Annotated in this window: 19 protein-coding genes and 1 pseudogene; 17 read left to right on the top strand and 3 right to left on the bottom strand. The window is 60.1% G+C overall.

Features of this window, described 5'->3' with window-relative positions:
* The first annotated feature begins 11 nt into the window (after positions 1-11).
* From BGIM_RS0119765 to BGIM_RS63100, 15 genes and pseudogenes are all read left to right on the top strand, one after another.
* Positions 12-374: a hypothetical protein gene (locus tag BGIM_RS0119765; RefSeq protein WP_020471462.1), complete on the top strand. Its 363-nt coding sequence runs from the start codon at positions 12-14 to the stop codon at positions 372-374.
* Positions 374-820, top strand: a complete 447-nt coding sequence (locus BGIM_RS0119760; RefSeq protein ID WP_020471461.1) for a hypothetical protein — start codon at positions 374-376, stop codon at positions 818-820. Before BGIM_RS0119765 ends, BGIM_RS0119760 begins: the two co-directional genes overlap by 1 nt.
* A pseudogene (locus BGIM_RS68330) lies at positions 793-927 on the top strand (hypothetical protein); the annotation flags it as partial. The gene BGIM_RS0119760 and the pseudogene BGIM_RS68330, both read left to right, overlap by 28 nt.
* A complete protein-coding gene (locus BGIM_RS0119755; RefSeq protein WP_020471460.1) occupies positions 924-2,639 on the top strand; it encodes a hypothetical protein in 1,716 nt (571 codons plus the stop codon). The pseudogene BGIM_RS68330 and the gene BGIM_RS0119755, both read left to right, overlap by 4 nt.
* A complete protein-coding gene (locus BGIM_RS57860; RefSeq protein ID WP_020471459.1) occupies positions 2,636-3,244 on the top strand; it encodes a hypothetical protein in 609 nt (202 codons plus the stop codon). Before BGIM_RS0119755 ends, BGIM_RS57860 begins: the two co-directional genes overlap by 4 nt.
* Positions 3,241-3,813, top strand: a complete 573-nt coding sequence (locus tag BGIM_RS0119745; protein WP_020471458.1) for a hypothetical protein — start codon at positions 3,241-3,243, stop codon at positions 3,811-3,813. Before BGIM_RS57860 ends, BGIM_RS0119745 begins: the two co-directional genes overlap by 4 nt.
* Positions 3,810-4,202: a DUF6950 family protein gene (locus BGIM_RS57855; protein ID WP_020471457.1), complete on the top strand. Its 393-nt coding sequence runs from the start codon at positions 3,810-3,812 to the stop codon at positions 4,200-4,202. Before BGIM_RS0119745 ends, BGIM_RS57855 begins: the two co-directional genes overlap by 4 nt.
* Positions 4,202-6,838: a phage tail protein gene (locus BGIM_RS0119735; RefSeq protein WP_020471456.1), complete on the top strand. Its 2,637-nt coding sequence runs from the start codon at positions 4,202-4,204 to the stop codon at positions 6,836-6,838. The genes BGIM_RS57855 and BGIM_RS0119735 overlap by 1 nt, the downstream gene beginning before the upstream one ends.
* A 3-nt stretch (positions 6,839-6,841) precedes the next feature.
* A complete protein-coding gene (locus BGIM_RS0119730; RefSeq protein ID WP_020471455.1) occupies positions 6,842-7,873 on the top strand; it encodes a hypothetical protein in 1,032 nt (343 codons plus the stop codon).
* 8 nt (positions 7,874-7,881) lie between these two features.
* Entirely contained in the window at positions 7,882-8,424 is a 543-nt protein-coding gene (locus tag BGIM_RS0119725) for a DUF4376 domain-containing protein (RefSeq protein ID WP_020471454.1), read from the top strand.
* A gap of 67 nt (positions 8,425-8,491) precedes the next feature.
* Positions 8,492-8,776 carry a hypothetical protein gene (locus BGIM_RS0119720; RefSeq protein WP_157369259.1) on the top strand — a complete coding sequence of 95 codons (285 nt, stop codon included), beginning with the start codon at positions 8,492-8,494 and terminating at the stop codon, positions 8,774-8,776.
* Positions 8,773-9,186 (top strand): M15 family metallopeptidase, encoded by a 414-nt coding sequence (locus BGIM_RS0119715; protein ID WP_020471452.1) that lies wholly within the window; start codon positions 8,773-8,775, stop codon positions 9,184-9,186. Before BGIM_RS0119720 ends, BGIM_RS0119715 begins: the two co-directional genes overlap by 4 nt.
* Before the next feature lie 51 nt (positions 9,187-9,237).
* Positions 9,238-9,552 carry a hypothetical protein gene (locus BGIM_RS0119710; protein WP_020471451.1) on the top strand — a complete coding sequence of 105 codons (315 nt, stop codon included), beginning with the start codon at positions 9,238-9,240 and terminating at the stop codon, positions 9,550-9,552.
* Positions 9,553-9,712: 160 nt separating this feature from the next.
* Positions 9,713-9,904: a hypothetical protein gene (locus BGIM_RS0119700; RefSeq protein WP_020471449.1), complete on the top strand. Its 192-nt coding sequence runs from the start codon at positions 9,713-9,715 to the stop codon at positions 9,902-9,904.
* The gene (locus BGIM_RS63100; RefSeq protein WP_020471448.1) at positions 9,901-10,062 is read left to right on the top strand and encodes a hypothetical protein; all 162 of its coding nucleotides are present in this window, start codon (positions 9,901-9,903) and stop codon (positions 10,060-10,062) included. The genes BGIM_RS0119700 and BGIM_RS63100 overlap by 4 nt, the downstream gene beginning before the upstream one ends.
* A gap of 99 nt (positions 10,063-10,161) precedes the next feature.
* Here the strand turns inward: BGIM_RS63100 and BGIM_RS0119695 are convergent, their stop codons facing one another.
* Together BGIM_RS0119695 and BGIM_RS0119690 are read right to left on the bottom strand one after the other, a co-directional pair.
* Positions 10,162-10,827 (bottom strand): DUF3226 domain-containing protein, encoded by a 666-nt coding sequence (locus BGIM_RS0119695; RefSeq protein ID WP_020471447.1) that lies wholly within the window; start codon positions 10,825-10,827, stop codon positions 10,162-10,164.
* A gap of 2 nt (positions 10,828-10,829) precedes the next feature.
* Positions 10,830-11,972 carry an AAA family ATPase gene (locus tag BGIM_RS0119690; protein WP_029630203.1) on the bottom strand — a complete coding sequence of 381 codons (1,143 nt, stop codon included), beginning with the start codon at positions 11,970-11,972 and terminating at the stop codon, positions 10,830-10,832.
* Between the two features lie 529 nt (positions 11,973-12,501).
* Here BGIM_RS0119690 and BGIM_RS57850 point away from each other — a divergent pair.
* A complete protein-coding gene (locus BGIM_RS57850) occupies positions 12,502-14,424 on the top strand; it encodes a C-type lectin domain-containing protein (protein WP_020471445.1) in 1,923 nt (640 codons plus the stop codon).
* Positions 14,425-14,515: 91 nt separating this feature from the next.
* Here BGIM_RS57850 and BGIM_RS0119680 read toward each other — a convergent pair whose 3' ends face one another.
* A complete protein-coding gene (locus tag BGIM_RS0119680; protein WP_029630202.1) occupies positions 14,516-14,848 on the bottom strand; it encodes a DUF6166 domain-containing protein in 333 nt (110 codons plus the stop codon).
* Between the two features lie 248 nt (positions 14,849-15,096).
* On the opposite strand from BGIM_RS0119680, the gene BGIM_RS51350 reads away from it, so the two are divergent.
* Positions 15,097-15,492: a response regulator gene (locus BGIM_RS51350; protein WP_020471443.1), complete on the top strand. Its 396-nt coding sequence runs from the start codon at positions 15,097-15,099 to the stop codon at positions 15,490-15,492.
* The last annotated feature ends 142 nt before the right edge of the window (positions 15,493-15,634 follow it).

Genomic DNA, 15,634 nt, shown 5'->3' with positions numbered 1-15,634 from the left:
GGATTCATGACATGACCGCAATCACCGTCCAAAACGCCTCCGACGCCGGGCTCAATCACACGATGGCCGCCGCCGCCCTGTCGATGTCCTTCCCGAACGACGGGCACACCTTCCTCGTCATCGCCAACGGCGACACCGGCACGCCGACCTGCACCATCACGGTCCAGAACCCCAGCCCGCCCGTCCAGGGCTTCAACCCGATCACGCTGTCCAACAAGGTCGTGACGCTTCCGGCGACCGGGACGAACGGCGGACGCGAGATCATCGGGCCGTTCGGACAGTCGCAATACAACGACAGCGCGGGGCTCGTGCAAATCGCCTTCTCGGCGACCACCAGCCTGACCGTGGCCGCCGTCAGCCTGCCGAGGGTGTGATGGACGCGCTCGTCACCCCCTCCCGGACCATTTCCCTCGGCGACCAACAGTACGTCCTCGACGGGTCGTTCGCCACCCTCCGCGCGGTTCAGGAGGCATTCGGGGAGGATGTGGTGCAATTGCTCATGCGCCTCATGGACATGCGCGTCGACGAGGTCGCCAAACTGATCGGCGTCGCCCACGGCTCGCCAGCCGACGAGGTCGGCCAGATCATCCTCGACCAGGTGGGACGGATGACCGCCGCCTATGGCACGCTCAAGATCGAGCTGCTGGCCTGGCTGAACATCGCCATCGCCCCGAAGGCGGATCGTGAAAAAAAAAGCGCCGAAATGGAGGCGATTCTGAAGGCCCGCCTTGCTTCCCGTGGGCGGACTACCAGCGACTCGCCCTCGGACCCCTCCGATGGCCGCCCGGCGAGTTCTGGAGAAGCAACATCTGGGAGCTGAACTATGCGTGGGAGGGCTACGCCCAAAGCAAGGGCATCAAGCTTGAGGGCGGTCACATGACCCGCGACGAACTCGACGAGCTCAAACGAAAGTTTCCGGATCAATGACCGACATCGGCGAACTGGTGGTGAGGATCAAGGCTGACTCCTCGCAGATGCAAAGCGACATCAAGTCCGCGACCGACACCGTCAAGGAATCGGCGGGAGAGATGTCCGAGGCGATGGAGCATGTCGGGCGGGTGCTGGAGAACTTCGGCATCGTGCTGGCCGCGCGCGAGATCATCGAGTTCGGCAAGGGCGCCCTGGAATCCGCCGACAACATCTACATTCTGGCCGAGCGGATCGGGTTCGCGGGGGAAACCCTTTCGGCCCTGAACATCCCTCTCAAGCAGAACGGCAGCAGCGCGGACGAATTCTCCTCGTCCATCAAGTTCATGAGCCGCAACATCGAGCTGGCCTCGGAGGGCAACCAGGAACTCGTCCAACGGTTTGATTCACTCGGGCTTTCCGTCACGAAACTGAAGGCGTTGACGCCGGAAAACCAGTTCTACGCCATCGCCAAGGCGCTCGGCGGCGTCAGCGACCAGAGCCAGTTCATGGCCTCCGGCATGGCGCTGCTCAACCGGTCGTTCGCCTCGCTCGCCCCGCTCATCCGCTCGACGGGCGGCGACATCGAGGGCATGACGGCGAAGGCGAAGGCCATGGGAGACGCGCTGACCCAGGATGATCTCGACAAGGTCCATGAGTTTGAGGACAACTGGATTCATTTCTTCGAGCGGTTCAAAATCGAGGCGGTCGAGGCAACCACCGCCTTTGATGACTTCTTGAAAAGAGGCAAAGAAAGAGGCGACAGTCTGCCCAGCTTCGCCGACCGCTCCGACCGGGGCATCGACCATTTCGGCAACAAGATCCCCGGCTTCGAGTCATGGGAGGACAAGTCGAAGCGTCTCGGCATGGCCACGGAGGCGCAATTCGTCGCCCCCGGCACCTACGATTTTCTCAACGGCGGGAAACCGACCGCCAAGCCGTCTGCATCGGGTTCAAACGCCGACCTGCTCACCGCCGACGAGGAGAGGGAGGCGGCCGAACAGCTCGGCCCGTACATCGACAAACTGAACGAGGAGGCGAAGGCCGCCGAAGTCTCGCAAAAAGCCCTGTTCGTCAAACGCACGGAGATCGAAGCCACGACGAAGGCCCAAAACGATTACAACAACGGCCTCCGTGACGACGCCGAACTGACCGGTGAGGAAACGGCCCGGATCGACGCGGCCGCCGCCGCCCTTTACGACCACAAGGAGGCGCTCGCCCAGAACAAGCAGATCGCCGACCAGCTCACCGGCTCCCTGACTCGCATCATCACCAATTTCAAGGACATGAAATCGGCCATCACCGACCTGTTCCAGTCCATCGCCGATGAGATCATCAAGACCCAGATCGCAAAGCCGATCTCGGCCTCCATCACCAGCGCGTTGCCCTCGGGGGGACTGGGCGGCCTCTTCAGCGGCCTCGGCGGACTTCTCGGCTTCGCGGACGGTGGCTCCCCGCCCGTCGGCGTGCCTTCCATCGTCGGCGAGAACGGCCCCGAGTTGTTCGTGCCGAGCCAGAGCGGCACCGTCATCCCCAATTCCAAACTGGGCGGCGGCGGCGGCGCGTCCGTCAACGTTTACCAAACATTCAACATGCAGCCCGGCCTCGTCGAAACCGTCGGCGCGGCCATTCGCCAGTCCGCCCCGCAAATCGCCGCGATGGCGCACTCGAGCATCGCCATGGACATCACAAACGGGGGCCCGCTGTCCAGAATCGTCGGGAGAAAATCGTGACCGCCATCGAAATGCCCGCCCTTCCCGGTTTCACCGACTGCTCGTTCTTCCTCGCCACCAATTCGCAGACGTTCGTCAGCCCGCTCACCAAGACCACCCAAAGCGTCGAACTCGGCGGGGCGCTCTGGATGGCGACCTACACCCTGCCGCCCATGAGCCGCCGCCAGGCCGCGCCGTGGGTCGCCTTCCTCATGCGGCTCAAGGGACAGGTCAACACCTTCAACGGCTTCGATCCCGATTGCAAAACGCCGCTCGGCGTCGCCTCAGGCGACCCGCAGGTCAACGGCGGATCACAGACCGGCAATTCACTCGTCGTCGACGGGTGCGCCCCTGACGTGACGAACTGGGCGTTGCCGGGCGACTATTTCGCGGTCAACGGCGAACTGAAAATGATCACGGCCCCGGTCGGCACGGATGGCGGAGGCAACGCCGCCATTTTCTTCGAGCCGCCGCTGCGGGCCAGCCCGGACGACAACACCCCGTTGACGCTTTCCCGCGCCTCCTGCGAGATGATCCTCACCGACGACATGCAGGCCAGGTTTCAAGTCGACCGCTTCGGCATTTATCAGCCCAAGACCTTTACCGCCGTGGAGAAAATCTCTTGACCGTCGGCACCCGCGTCATTTCCGACGACACACTGGCCGCCGCCCAATCCCCGTCCATCCACCCGCTGCTTTTGGTGAAGCTCGAATTCGACGGGGGAAACGTCAGCGTCCACTCCGGGCTCGGCGACCTCGTCTTCGGCGGCGACACCTACACCGGCATCGGCTCGCTCGGCAACATCAGCTCCGCCGACGAGGTCAGCGACCTGTCCAACGCCCCCGTCAGCCTCACCCTGTCGAACATCCCCGGCGACATGGGGGCGGTCGTTCTCGGCCAGTATTACCAGGGCCGGAAGGCCACCATCTTTCTCGGCTACCTCGACCTGACGACCCGCGCCCTGATCGCCGACCCCACCATCATCCACCGGGGGCGGATCGACACCGCCGACATCCAGCAGGACAAGACATTTTCCGTCACCCTGACCGTCCAGTCCCGTTTCGCGGCCTGGGACCGACCGCTCGTGCGACGGTACAACAATTCCGACCAGCGGCAGCGATACCTGACCGACACCGGCCTCCAGTTCATCGAGCAGACCGCCGACAAGGTCGTGATCTGGGGCGGCGCGCTGTGAGGGTCGAGGGGTGGGAGCTTCTCCTCCATGAGCATCTTTCCGGAGCGGCGCCGTTCGCCTGGGGGAGCAACGACTGCGCCCTCTGGAGCGCCGCCTGGGTCCGCAAGGCCACCGGACGCGATTGCGCCGCCGAATGGGCCGGTCGTTACACCACCGAGAATGAACTCCGGGATCTGATGCGGGAGCGGGGCCATCGGACGACCGCTGACATCGCCGACGCCACGGGTTTCCCTTCCGTTCATGTCGCATTCGCCCGGCGTGGAGACATTGTCCTCCATCCGCAACGCTGTCTCGGCATCTGCGACGGGCTCCACAGCCATTTTCTGACCAAATCCGGCCTGACCCGCCTCATGACGCTGGCCTGCGTCAAAGCCTGGAAGGTGGACTGATGCCCGCCGTGATCCCGCTTGTCGGCGCCATCGCCGGGGCGATCACCACGGCGGAACTCGCGACGGCCACCGTGCCGTTCTTTGCCTTCGGAGCCGGGGGCGGCCTTGCCACCGCGCTGGGGATCACGGCGGGCACCGCCTCCCTCGCCGTCGCCGGCGTCGCCGGGTTCGTGGTGGCCACCGCCATCGACACCGTGGGGGCGAAAGCCTTCTCGCCGAAAACAGCCCCGCTGACCAGCTCCCTGCTCAACTCCGCCGCCCAGTCCCGCGCCGTCCAGATCCGTTCGGCCGTCGAATCGCACAAGATCATTTACGGCCGGGCCAAGGTGTCCGGCCCGCTCGTTTACGTCAGCGCCACCGACACCGGAACCGACAACAACGGGACGGTCCAGGCGGGGTCGAATCGCTTCATTCACATTGTGATCGCCCTCGCGGGGCACGAGGTCGCCTCGATCCCGACCATCTACTTCAACGACACCCCCGTCACGCTTGACGGCGGCGGATTCGTCACCGACTCCCCCTACATGAACGGCGGCCACAGTTTCGCCCGCGTCCTCACCCACCTCGGCTCGCCGACGCAGGCCGCCGATTCAAGCCTCGTTTCCGAATGCGGCCTCGATTCAAACTTCCGTCTTCAGGGCATCGCCTACCTGTACGCCCGTCTGGAATTCGACAAGGACATTTTCGCCACCGGCATCCCGAACATCAGCGCCGTGGTCAACGGCAAGAAGGTCTTCGACCCGCGTGATTCGACCACTTCCTTCAAGACCAACGCCGCCCTGTGCGCCCGTGACTACCTGACCAGCGATTACGGTTTCAACTGCGACGCCTCCGAGATCAACGACGCTTACTGGATCGCCGCCGCCAACGGTTGCGACGAGTCCGTCAGCCTGTCCGGGGGAGGCTCCCAGGCCCGCTATGCCTGCAACGGCGTTCTCGACACCGCCGCCGCCCCCATCGAGAACCTGAACCAGCTCGTCGCCGCCATGGCCGGGACCGTCACCTACGTTCAGGGCCAGTTCCGGGGCTATGCCGGGGTGTTCAACGCCACCGTCGGCGACATCGACACCGGCATGCTCGCCGGGTCGGTGAAGATCCACACCCGGAGCAGCCGCCAGCAACTGTTCAACGCCGTCCAGGGGACTTACACCGACCCCGACAAGAACTGGCAGCCGACTGACTTCCCGCCCGTCACCAACCTGACGTACAAGTCCCAGGACGGCGGGGATCAGATCTTCAAGGACATCGCCCTTCCGCTCACCAACCACCCCGAGGCGTCCCAGCGGATCGCCAAAGTCATCCTCGAACAGGGGCGGCAGGGGATTCAGGTCGAACTCACCCTGAACCACACGGCGATCCCGTTCGCCGTTTACGACACCGTCACGTTCACCGACGAGGCCCTGGGGTGGGACCACAAGGTGTTTCGCATCAAGAAGTTCAGCGTCACCGGGACCGGCCCGGTCATCCTGTCCCTCCAGGAGGAAAGCAGCGCCGCCTACGACTGGAACTCCGGCATGGCGACCACGGCCGATCCGGCCCCCGACACAAACCTGCCCGACCCGTTCACCGTCCGGCCGCCGTCGTCCCTCGCGATCGACGAGGCCCTTTACGTCACCCGCGACGGGGCCGGGGTAAAGTCGAGCGCGATCATGACCTGGCTTCCCTCGACGGATGCGTTTTTCCAGATCTACCAGCCGGAGTTCAAGCCGGCCGCCGGATCGGTTTGGACCAGCCTGTCTCGCACGGTCGACCCGACCCAGACCATTTACGACATCTCCCCCGACGCTTACGACTTTCGCGTCAAGGCAATCAACACCCTCGGCGTCTCCTCGGCCTACGCCACCGCCTCGAAACAGATATCCGGACTGCTCGCCCCGCCGGCCGAACCCCGGAACATGGGCTTCGCCGCCATTGGCGGGCTGGTGTTTCTCAACTGGGACGCCTCGCCCGACCTCGACGTGCGGATCGGCGGCAGTTACGTCTTCCGCTATTCCCCGACCGCCTCCGACGGGTGGACGAACAGCACGGGCATCGGCCCGGCCATCCCCGGAACCAGCACGCACGCCTTGCTGCCCCTGAAACCCGGAATTTACCTCGGCAAGGCGACGGATTCCAGCGGCATCGAATCAACGAACGCCGCCAGCGTGGTCGTCACCCAGGATTCAATCCTCGCCTTCTCGGTGATCGGCGTGCTGACGGAAGACGCGACGTTCGGCGGGTCGAAAACGAATTGCACGGTGTCCGGAGGCATGCTGCAGATGACCGATCCGGCCCTTCTGACCGGCGAGTACCTGTTTCACGCCAGGATGGACCTGACCACGGTCCAGAACGTCCGGCTCACGGCCCACGTCCAGGCCGCCGTGTTCAACGTCAGCGACCTGATTGACTCCCGGACGGGCCTGATCGACGACTGGCTGTCCATCGACGGCGACACGTCGGCGGCCGCGGACTTCCAGGTCTACGTGCGTTCGACGCAGGACGACCCGAACGGCGCCCCGGCCTGGACGGATTGGAACCTGCTGCACTCGGGCGAGTTCGGCGCGCGCGGTTTCGACTTCAAGGGCGTCTTCACCACCACCGACCCGACTTACAACATCGCCATCAGCGAACTCAACATCAAAGCAGCGACGGTATAGAAAATGTCACAGAACGCCTTCAGCGAAAGCAACGAATCCGGCGCGGCCTACCGGGCGGGGATCAACGCCGCCCTTCAGGCCCTGGCGAGCACGAACAGCGGCGGCTCCGCCCCGCCCACCCCCTACGCACAGCAGATGTGGGTGGACACCGACACCCCCTCCTCGACCGTCTGGACGCTCAACATGTACGACGGGACCGATTGGATTCCCCTCTGTTACATTGACTCGACCAACAACGTGTTGCTCCCCTTCATCGGGGGCGGAACCGCGACCCTGGCCAGCGCCACGACCGTGGACCTCGGCGCCACACCGCAGAGCGCCATCACGATCTCGGGCGTCACGGACGTGTCGGGGTTCGGCTCGGCCATGAAACCCGGCCAGTCAAAAATCGTCATCGCGTCCGGGGCGTGGAAGCTCAAGTACAACGCCACCAGCCTGAAAATCCCCGGCTCGGCCGATTACACGATGGCGGCGGGGGACAAGACCATCGTCACTTGTGTTTCGGCGGGCAACTATGACGTGATGATCTTCCCCAAGAGCGGCCAGTCGGTGGCCGTCGGGGCGAACAAGGTGACCTGCTTCCAGATAACGGACTCGACGGATATCACGTTGTCCGCCGCACCAACACAGTCAAACATCGGCGCTACCACAGCCATAGTAATTCCGACGAAAGGTCTCATCCGCCTGCTCTTCAGTGGGGAGACGATAACCACCGGCACCCCCGAACAGCTCATACTGGGCATTCGCATAGGGAGTACGAATTATTGGCCCACCGACTCGGCCTATGCATACATGCTTTCATCATATGCCGCAGGGACGACATACACGTCGCAAAGCTGGGGCACAATAGGAACCGGCTCGAGCTCGCCGACAGGACGACACGAAGTCATCATGGACATCGAAGCCCTCGGCATCCCGGGCGGGCCTCAAACCGTTCAAGCAATAGCCGCGTATTACACAGGCGTCGGGACAACGGTCATCAAGGGAACCGCCGTCACTTCGCGTTTCTACATCACAATCGAAAATCACGCATAGGACAGATCATGGACGTACAGGGAATCGTCAACTGGATGCGGAGGGAATCGTTTCCCGGCGGCGTCATTCACAAATGGGCGTTGTCGCAGGAAGACTTGCCGGGGGGCATCCCCTTCATGGGCGGATTTGTCGAGCTATTCTCCGAGGCCACGCTTCCGCTCACGGTGGAGGTGCTGGCGGCCCAGGCCGAATTCGAGGCGGCATCCTTGCGGAACCGCTTGCTGGCAACGCTCGCCGCGCGCCGTTATGACGCGCAAAACAGCGGCGTCGCCATTGACGGAAACACCTTCGACACCGATTCGGAGAGCCGGAACGCGCTGACCTCGGCCTATGTGTTCGCCAGCCTGGACGCGACATACTCATGCAACTGGAAGACGGCGGACGGCGTGTTCGTCACCCTGACCTCCCCGCAAGTCATCGCCGTCGGCAAGGGCGTGGGAGCGTTCATCCAGAAATGTTTCGACACCGAGAAGACGCTCGCCGGCAACATTGGCCAATATGGCTCCGCTGAGGCAATCCTCGCGGCCTTCGACAAGGCCATGGCCGCTTGAACGCCGGCTTGCGCGAACACCACATCTGGTGTAGCCTTGACGGGAAACTTACATGAATGGGGGTGTCGTGCAAATTGACCTGGAAACCGTGCGGTGGCTCCTGTCGGGCTTTTTTCTCATCAGCGGCTCATTGATCACCTGGCTCCTCGGCCGAAAGGTGGAGCTGGTCGACAGCACGCTCAAGGAACATGACGGACGGATCGACGTCAACCTCCAGCAGATCAACGGCATCAAGCAGGACTTCGTCAGCAAGGCCGACCTCAAGGAGCAGCTTAACATCCAGTTGTCGCCCATCAAGGACGACATGCGCGACATCAAGGGCGACGTCAAAGCCCTTTTGCAACGGCCATGACCGACCGCTCGCTCGACGACCTTCATCCCGCCTTGAAACCGCTCTGCCAGCAGTGGCTCGACCAATGCCACTCCCGGAACATCAACGCACGGGTGATCGAGACATACCGCTCCGCCGCCGAGCAGGACCGGCTGTTCGCCGTCGGCCGCGATGCGAGAGGAAACGTGACCGGCCGGACGCTGACCAAGGCGGGGGGAGGACAGTCCAAGCACAACTTTGCGTTGCCGGACGGAACACCCGCGAGCAAGGCGTTCGACTTCACCATCATCAACGACGACGGAACCTGCAACTGGAACCCCGCCACTCCTCAATGGAAGGCGGCGGTCGCCATCGGGAAATCATTGGGGTTGCAGTGGGGCGGCGACTTCCCGGCGCATCAGTATGACGCAGATCATTTTGAAATTGCCTGAAGCATCGTGCGGGTGTACGGTGCGAAACCACAACTTGAAAGGATTCACAACATGAGCACATTCACCAAAATACGCGATGCCGTCGAAGGCTTCTTCACCGGCCCGGTTTGGAACTTCGTCAAACCCTTCATCACCGCCCTGGAGGCGGACGAGCAGCAAGTGCTCATCACCGCCGCCAAAAATGCCGTGTCGGCTGGTTTTGCCACCGAGGGGGGCGGCGAAGTCAAAATGGCGGCCGCGCTGGCTTCCTTCACGGCCGAAGTGATTGCCAAAGGCCTGCCATTCATCGAATCACAGGCCCGCGCCCTCATCGAACTGGCTTTGCAAAACGCCAAGGCGGCCGTGACGACTCCCGCCGTCGCATGACGTTTTATTCTTTCCTCTCCCTTGCTTGTCGGCTGGTTGGATTCGTTCAACTGGCCGACGCTTTTTGGCATTCGCACCAATTGAAGGTAAAGGCACGGGAGATCGCGAACACCCCGACGACACGAGGCGAACTCGAAAAGACGCTGGAAGACGCAAAGTTATGACCCGCTGGCTGCCGGTGTTTCTGGTGATGACCGCATGCTCATGCCCGCCGAGCCCTGTTCTTCATGTCAAAGATTGGTCGCCGGAGGAGCAACGGCAGATCCTCGCCGAGGAAAAGCGGCTTTCGGATGACTCAATCCTGATCCCCGTCCTCGAAGATTACGCCCGGATGCGAAGGGAAGCGAGATGAACCTCCCGGAGCCGTCGCCTGTTTCCCGCTCCATCCACCGCACACTCGGCTGGCTTGCACTCGCCTGCCTCGTCGTGTTCCTCGTGATTTTGTCGGCCTGCACGATCTGCCCGGACCAGCAGTGCCCCGTTTTCCCGAACGCGGCCCCGAGGCAGTAGAACTGCTACGGAAGGCCATGCACCGCGAGTCCGCGACACACGACCTGTTACATGCTGGCGCGCTTTAAGGAGCACCAAGAGCGTCGTTGGAAATGTCGCTCAGGTTTTTTTGGTACACGGCAGATTGAACAGTTTGCAAAACCACTCTGCGAACGCATCTGCGTAAGGTGATATTGGCTCAAGAACTTTGGCGGTCACGGCGACTTGCAACTGGCATCCCGGAGGGTCTTGCACCGCCAGCCAAGCATGAATTTTTACTTTGTCATAGTGGGCTGGCTTGTAACACGCTTTGTGTTCAGATCTTGCCTTTGAGCAGAACTCGTCCACGTGTTTCCACAATCCCTTGTCAGTGTCTTTGATAAATAAACTTAAAAACGTCTCGATCATGCCGGTCGAGCGATTGTCTGGCATAAGCCAGACTCCGAATTTCTTCTTTCCTTTTTGAAGAACGAGACCCTCCCGGGGCAATTCCACGGGAATCTCCGGAAGCTCGTCAATCACATCGTTACGAATCGCGGCCCATCTCGCTTGAGGGTCGCCGTTTGCGTCAACGATCACGCCCAAAATCTCAACGTGATTTTGCTTAAATTCGACGGTGAGATTCCCTGGCGAAAGCAGGTTTTCCACGCCGTCACACGACACAATCTCCAACGGCCAGGTGTTTTTGGTGTTTCCCCAGGGAGTGAAATACTCCATGAATTGAGGAATAATTCGCTTGTCCTCATCACCTTCGACCAGGAGCCGCTTAGGGTTGGGGGGAGGCATCTTTATCGCACCTCCACATGACGGTTGGCGGCCGCAATGATCTCTCGTTCCGAATACGAAATTGCATTGGGCACCCCCCTTTCAATTCGCTGCATTGTGACGTCGCTCTGGCCAAGCGCCACGTTGCGACTGATTGCGGCCAGGCTTTCGTAGCAATCCCGACTGTGGGTCGTGGCAAACACCTGGATTCTCAGTCGGTTTGCGGTCTCATTAACCAGCCGCCACATATTTTCCATGACGCTGTAATGCAATCCGGTGTCAATCTCGTCAACGAGCAGTATTCCACCCTCGGTTCGAACTAAAGCCAGGGCGAGCCCGAGCATTCTCCAAATTCCGTCTCCCATGCTTCCAATTGGAATCCGATCTCGAACCCCTCTGCAGCGGACGAGCAAGCCGCCCCTGGTGCCGGCTCTGGTGGACAACGCGCGCCTGCGATCCGTTCCGCTTGTTGCAATGCGCTCAATGGTTGGCTCGATTATTCGTAACGCCTCGACCACAAACTCTTCTGCGGGCGTCAGAACAACCTCTTCGAACAAATCAATGACTGCATCTGGCGAAAGTGACGCGGCGGTGATCAAACGAATTGGCGCTCTGCGACCGTCAGCCAGCTTGCCAGTCTGCCGGAGAGCATCCGTGGTAAGGCCCCCTCTTCGTGTTAAATCGAACATCACACTCGCATCGACGCTTGAGGGCGGGTGTTCCCATTGCATGCCAATTGCGACCGCACGCGAGAAAGCTTCGGCTTCAAAGCTGGAATCGAACTGCTCGAAAAGCCCCGGCTGATGTCGCTCGGGGTTCTCGCTGGCCTCGGAGAAGAACGCCCGGAATCGATCCTGTCCGTACTCTTGATGGGCGACAATGCTGAGTCCATTGCCGAAAATCACGTCGTGTCCGAAGAATATTCTTCGAATATCGACTTGCCTGCCTGTGGTTCCGCTTTCTCGATCCTCAAAATCCTCGCCCCGTCTGATGAGCGACGCCCACACGGGGGTTAAATCGGCCGGAGACTCAACGGTATGTATGGCCTCAAGCACGGAAGTCTTTCCCGCGTTGTTTGTGCCGACGATCAGGTTGACGCGACCCAAATCGCGCATCTCAAACCTTCGAAATCCCCGATAATTTTCGAGGGAAAGGCCGCGGATCATTTTTGAGGCTCCAAGGCACGAACTCCGTGCGGATTCCAAGCACCTGCACTCATATCTTCGTTCTTCAAAACCACTTTGCAATGCCTGATTGCTTCAAAACGATCCCGGCGCCCCTTCCCCCTCCGAATCTGGCTGCACGGTGAATGCTCGCCATCATCTCTGAGGTTTAGGGTTTGCGGGGAGCCCTTTTGCGAGCCCCGCAAACCCTAAACCCCGACGATGACGGCTGTGCAAGACAGTAGCCTTTGACATCGGCGGTTGCCAAGAAAAGCCCGATTGGCTCAGAATCAAATTTGCCTCACATCCTGACATCGGATAGACTGACGAACGATTTGTTCAAACAGGGGTGGCTGCAAGTCATTCCCGAGTATAACCACTCGTTTGAGTCGCGGATCAAACCGCACCCAAACGGAAATATTCTCGGGAGAGAGGCAAAATACTCCCGCTGTGTCAACGAATCTCCTTGAAACTTGTTTTGTCTCGACTCGTCACCCTCTTGTTTTTTGACTGGCCTCAAATGGGAGAATTAATGCGACTTTGCACATTCCCGGCGATTGTTGCCGCTGTGGGATTCCTGGCGGTTTCGGCATCGGGGCAAACCAAGCAACCATCCAACGTCCCCGCTCCAAAAACCAAATCCACGGACGCGGCGGTCACGATCGATGAGCGTGTGTTTATCCTGTATGCATTGGAGGATATGACGCGGCAATTTGCCGCCGATCCCTACTACGAGAGCCGATCGACTGCGGGCGTTCAGGAAATGGTTGCCCGGAGGCTGTTTGGATTGAAGTCGCAGCTCGCTTACCAGCGGTTGTTGTACGACACACTCCGCCAGCATGCCGCAAAATGGAAGGACGATGAGTTTCTTGCGGTGTTTCGCACCTATGACAATCATTTGTCAGAGCTTCGAGAAAGCATTCAATCGCTCGAAGGGGCGCTTGTCCAGACATTGAGGGGCATGCAGGCGGCGCAGTCAATGGCGGGGACAAACGCCCTTATTTCCGGATTGTCTTTCGGATTTCGCGCGGTGGCGGAGGGAGATGATGACGAGCGTGCGTTTGTTCGCGGTATTAGCGCCATGTTCGCATCCGGGATCGCACAGCAGGGCAAATTGAACGAAACGACCGCCAGATATAAATCGGAATTGGAGGGAGCCCGAAAAAATTTCGAGGATCAATTCACCAAAAGAATCAATGATTCGACGAATGCGTTGATTGGCAAGATCGCGGACAGCAAATGGGGCGATCAAGAATACGCTTTCCAACTACGGAAAAGCGGGGCGAATCCTGTTCACAACCCGTTTGCGATTGTTCGCAAAGCGGGCGCTGTGTTTTGGAAAAAAGATGCCACGCCTGAAGATTTGGTGAAACAGGCGGAAGTGTGCGAGAAAGCAGCGGGCGTTGTTCCGATTGGACCCGTGTTTAATCCTTTCCGCGCGCTTCTTCTTGGAATTGGCGGAAGATTGGCCAGCAAAGCCGCTGACAAAGATATCGGGACGGCGGGACTTCCGACCAGCCAGAAAGACGCTGCGTTCGGCGGAGCCTTGGCTCGAAAATTATGGTCGGAGTATTTGAAGTCTGAGTTGATCGACAAGAATATCAACGACGAGGTGGTCCGCGCGGTTATGCTCTCGCGGGCCTACTCCGGCAACCAAACGGAAGCGTTTGAAGCCGTAAAGAAATATGTGGTCGCACAAAATTCGGGAGCAACGTCCCGGCTGCCTTCGAGGATTTCACATATCAGAAACGAGTTTTCTACGAATCCTGGAGTTTGGTACGATGTTGCGAGGGTATGCAGCATTTCCGGAAACACCTCGCTCGCCTTGGAGTGTCTTACGATGGCCGTCAAATGCGGCTTTCGGGACAAAGAAACGGCCATGTTCAGTCCGGATTTGAAAAATGTCCGGCAGACGGGAAAACAATTTGAGGCGGTGTTCAAACAGGGGCAAGTGACGGGGAGCGGGCTGGTAAGAGGTGGCGGTGGGACGGATTTCGTTAATCCTGGCCCTGGCCCTATCCCGATGGTCGAACTTTCTCCCCCGGACAGTGAAGGCCGGGTTAAGTTCAACGGTAGCCTCTACAAATTTTTCCCGGAGCAACTCTCCTGGAAAGAAGCCAAGGCCAAATGTGAGAAGCTGGGCGGTCACTTGGCCGTTGTGAATGACGCAAATGAAAATGCCGTGCTGAGGCAATTAGTGCTCGCCGCAGGGAAAAGAGAAACATGGATTGGAGCGACTGACGAAAAAAACCAAGGCGTTTGGGAGTGGGTGAACAACGCGAAATTCTCCTACAAGAATTGGGAAAAAACCCAGCCAAACAACAAGGGAGGCGTTGAACACTACGTGATTCTCTGGGCGGTGGAACGGGGTGAATGGTGTGACCAGCCGAATGTGGCTTTGTTGCCTCATAGGCCTGGATTTGTCTGTCAATGGCCGGATGCGCCGCCCAAGTAATAACTGGGTTTTATCCAAATGGTTCGCCTTGTGCCCGGTCCGTCCGACCGCCCCGCAATAATTGCATTTTTTGAGGAAGAAGCCTAAGGTATTAACGCTTCTTCCCCGCCGCCAGAGCCGCGACCGCCATCCGCACGTCCTCCTCGCTCAAACTGAACGTGTTCCCATCCAGCCGCGAGATGACCTTGTTCTTGAAGTCGATGTGAAGCCTGTCGGCCAGTTTGTCGTCCCTGAGGACATCGGCCAGGATGGCGAGCGACAACTGTGAGGGGCCGCTGCCGGAATAGCCGAACTCGAAACCGTCGGGACTGTGGTTGCGAAGATCGTTGCGAGGGTCCAGTGGATAACCGCCGCCCTCATGCGTGGTGTCCAAGACCATCACTTCACACCCGTCCGGATTTCTGTCTCCCACATAATGACGCATGCAACTCATTACCCTACATTGTCCGACACCCGGCCACCCGTCTCAGCCTTGCCGGGTGGCATGGACAGAAATCTGACATGGTCTGCGGATTCGCGCAAGCGGGAATGATTGCGGCATCTGATTGGTTTTCCTGCCGGGCAATCGCTCGATCTCATTGGAATTTCGGGGCCGGAGCCGTACATTGATTGATTCGCCCTGACCGGCCCGACAGACCCGCCTGATTGGAAGAACGCCACCCGGCATCCCTCATGACGCTTGCGATGAACAACCTCTCCGTCCTCGTCGTGGACGACGACAAAGACCAGGCCGACGCCCTGACCCGGACGCTGTTGCTCCACGGTCTTAATCCCCGCTCCGCCTACTCGGCAAAAGACGCGGGGATGGCGCTGCGTGACGGCTTCCGGCCCGCCGCCGTGGTCATGGACCTGAATCTTCCCCGAACGGACGGGTATGCGGTCGCCCGCGAACTATGCGCATCGCTTCCGACACGGCCGTTCCTGGTGGCGCTGACAGGCCACTCTGACCTGGACTGCCGCTCATTGAGGGAGGGATTCGATCATCACTATGTGAAGCCGGCCGACCCGGCGGCTCTGGCGGCTGTTCTGCGGGCCGAGGCGGTTCGTCGATACGCCGCCCCGGCCTGAGTTGGAAAACGGGGACAGAAAACTGAAAAGACCGGCGGGGACGCCCTGAAGTTGTCGCCCGATCAACAACAAGACTCAAAACCCCGCCGGTTGTTGCATCTGTAACCGCCGCTTGATGTCCGGGCAAGAAAATTTTCTGTCA

Source organism: Zavarzinella formosa DSM 19928 (assembly GCF_000255705.1).
In the GTDB taxonomy this organism is placed as follows: Bacteria; Planctomycetota; Planctomycetia; order Gemmatales; family Gemmataceae; genus Zavarzinella; species Zavarzinella formosa.
Note: the sequence above shows the minus strand (reverse complement) of the source record. Positions and strands in the feature narration are given on the sequence as shown.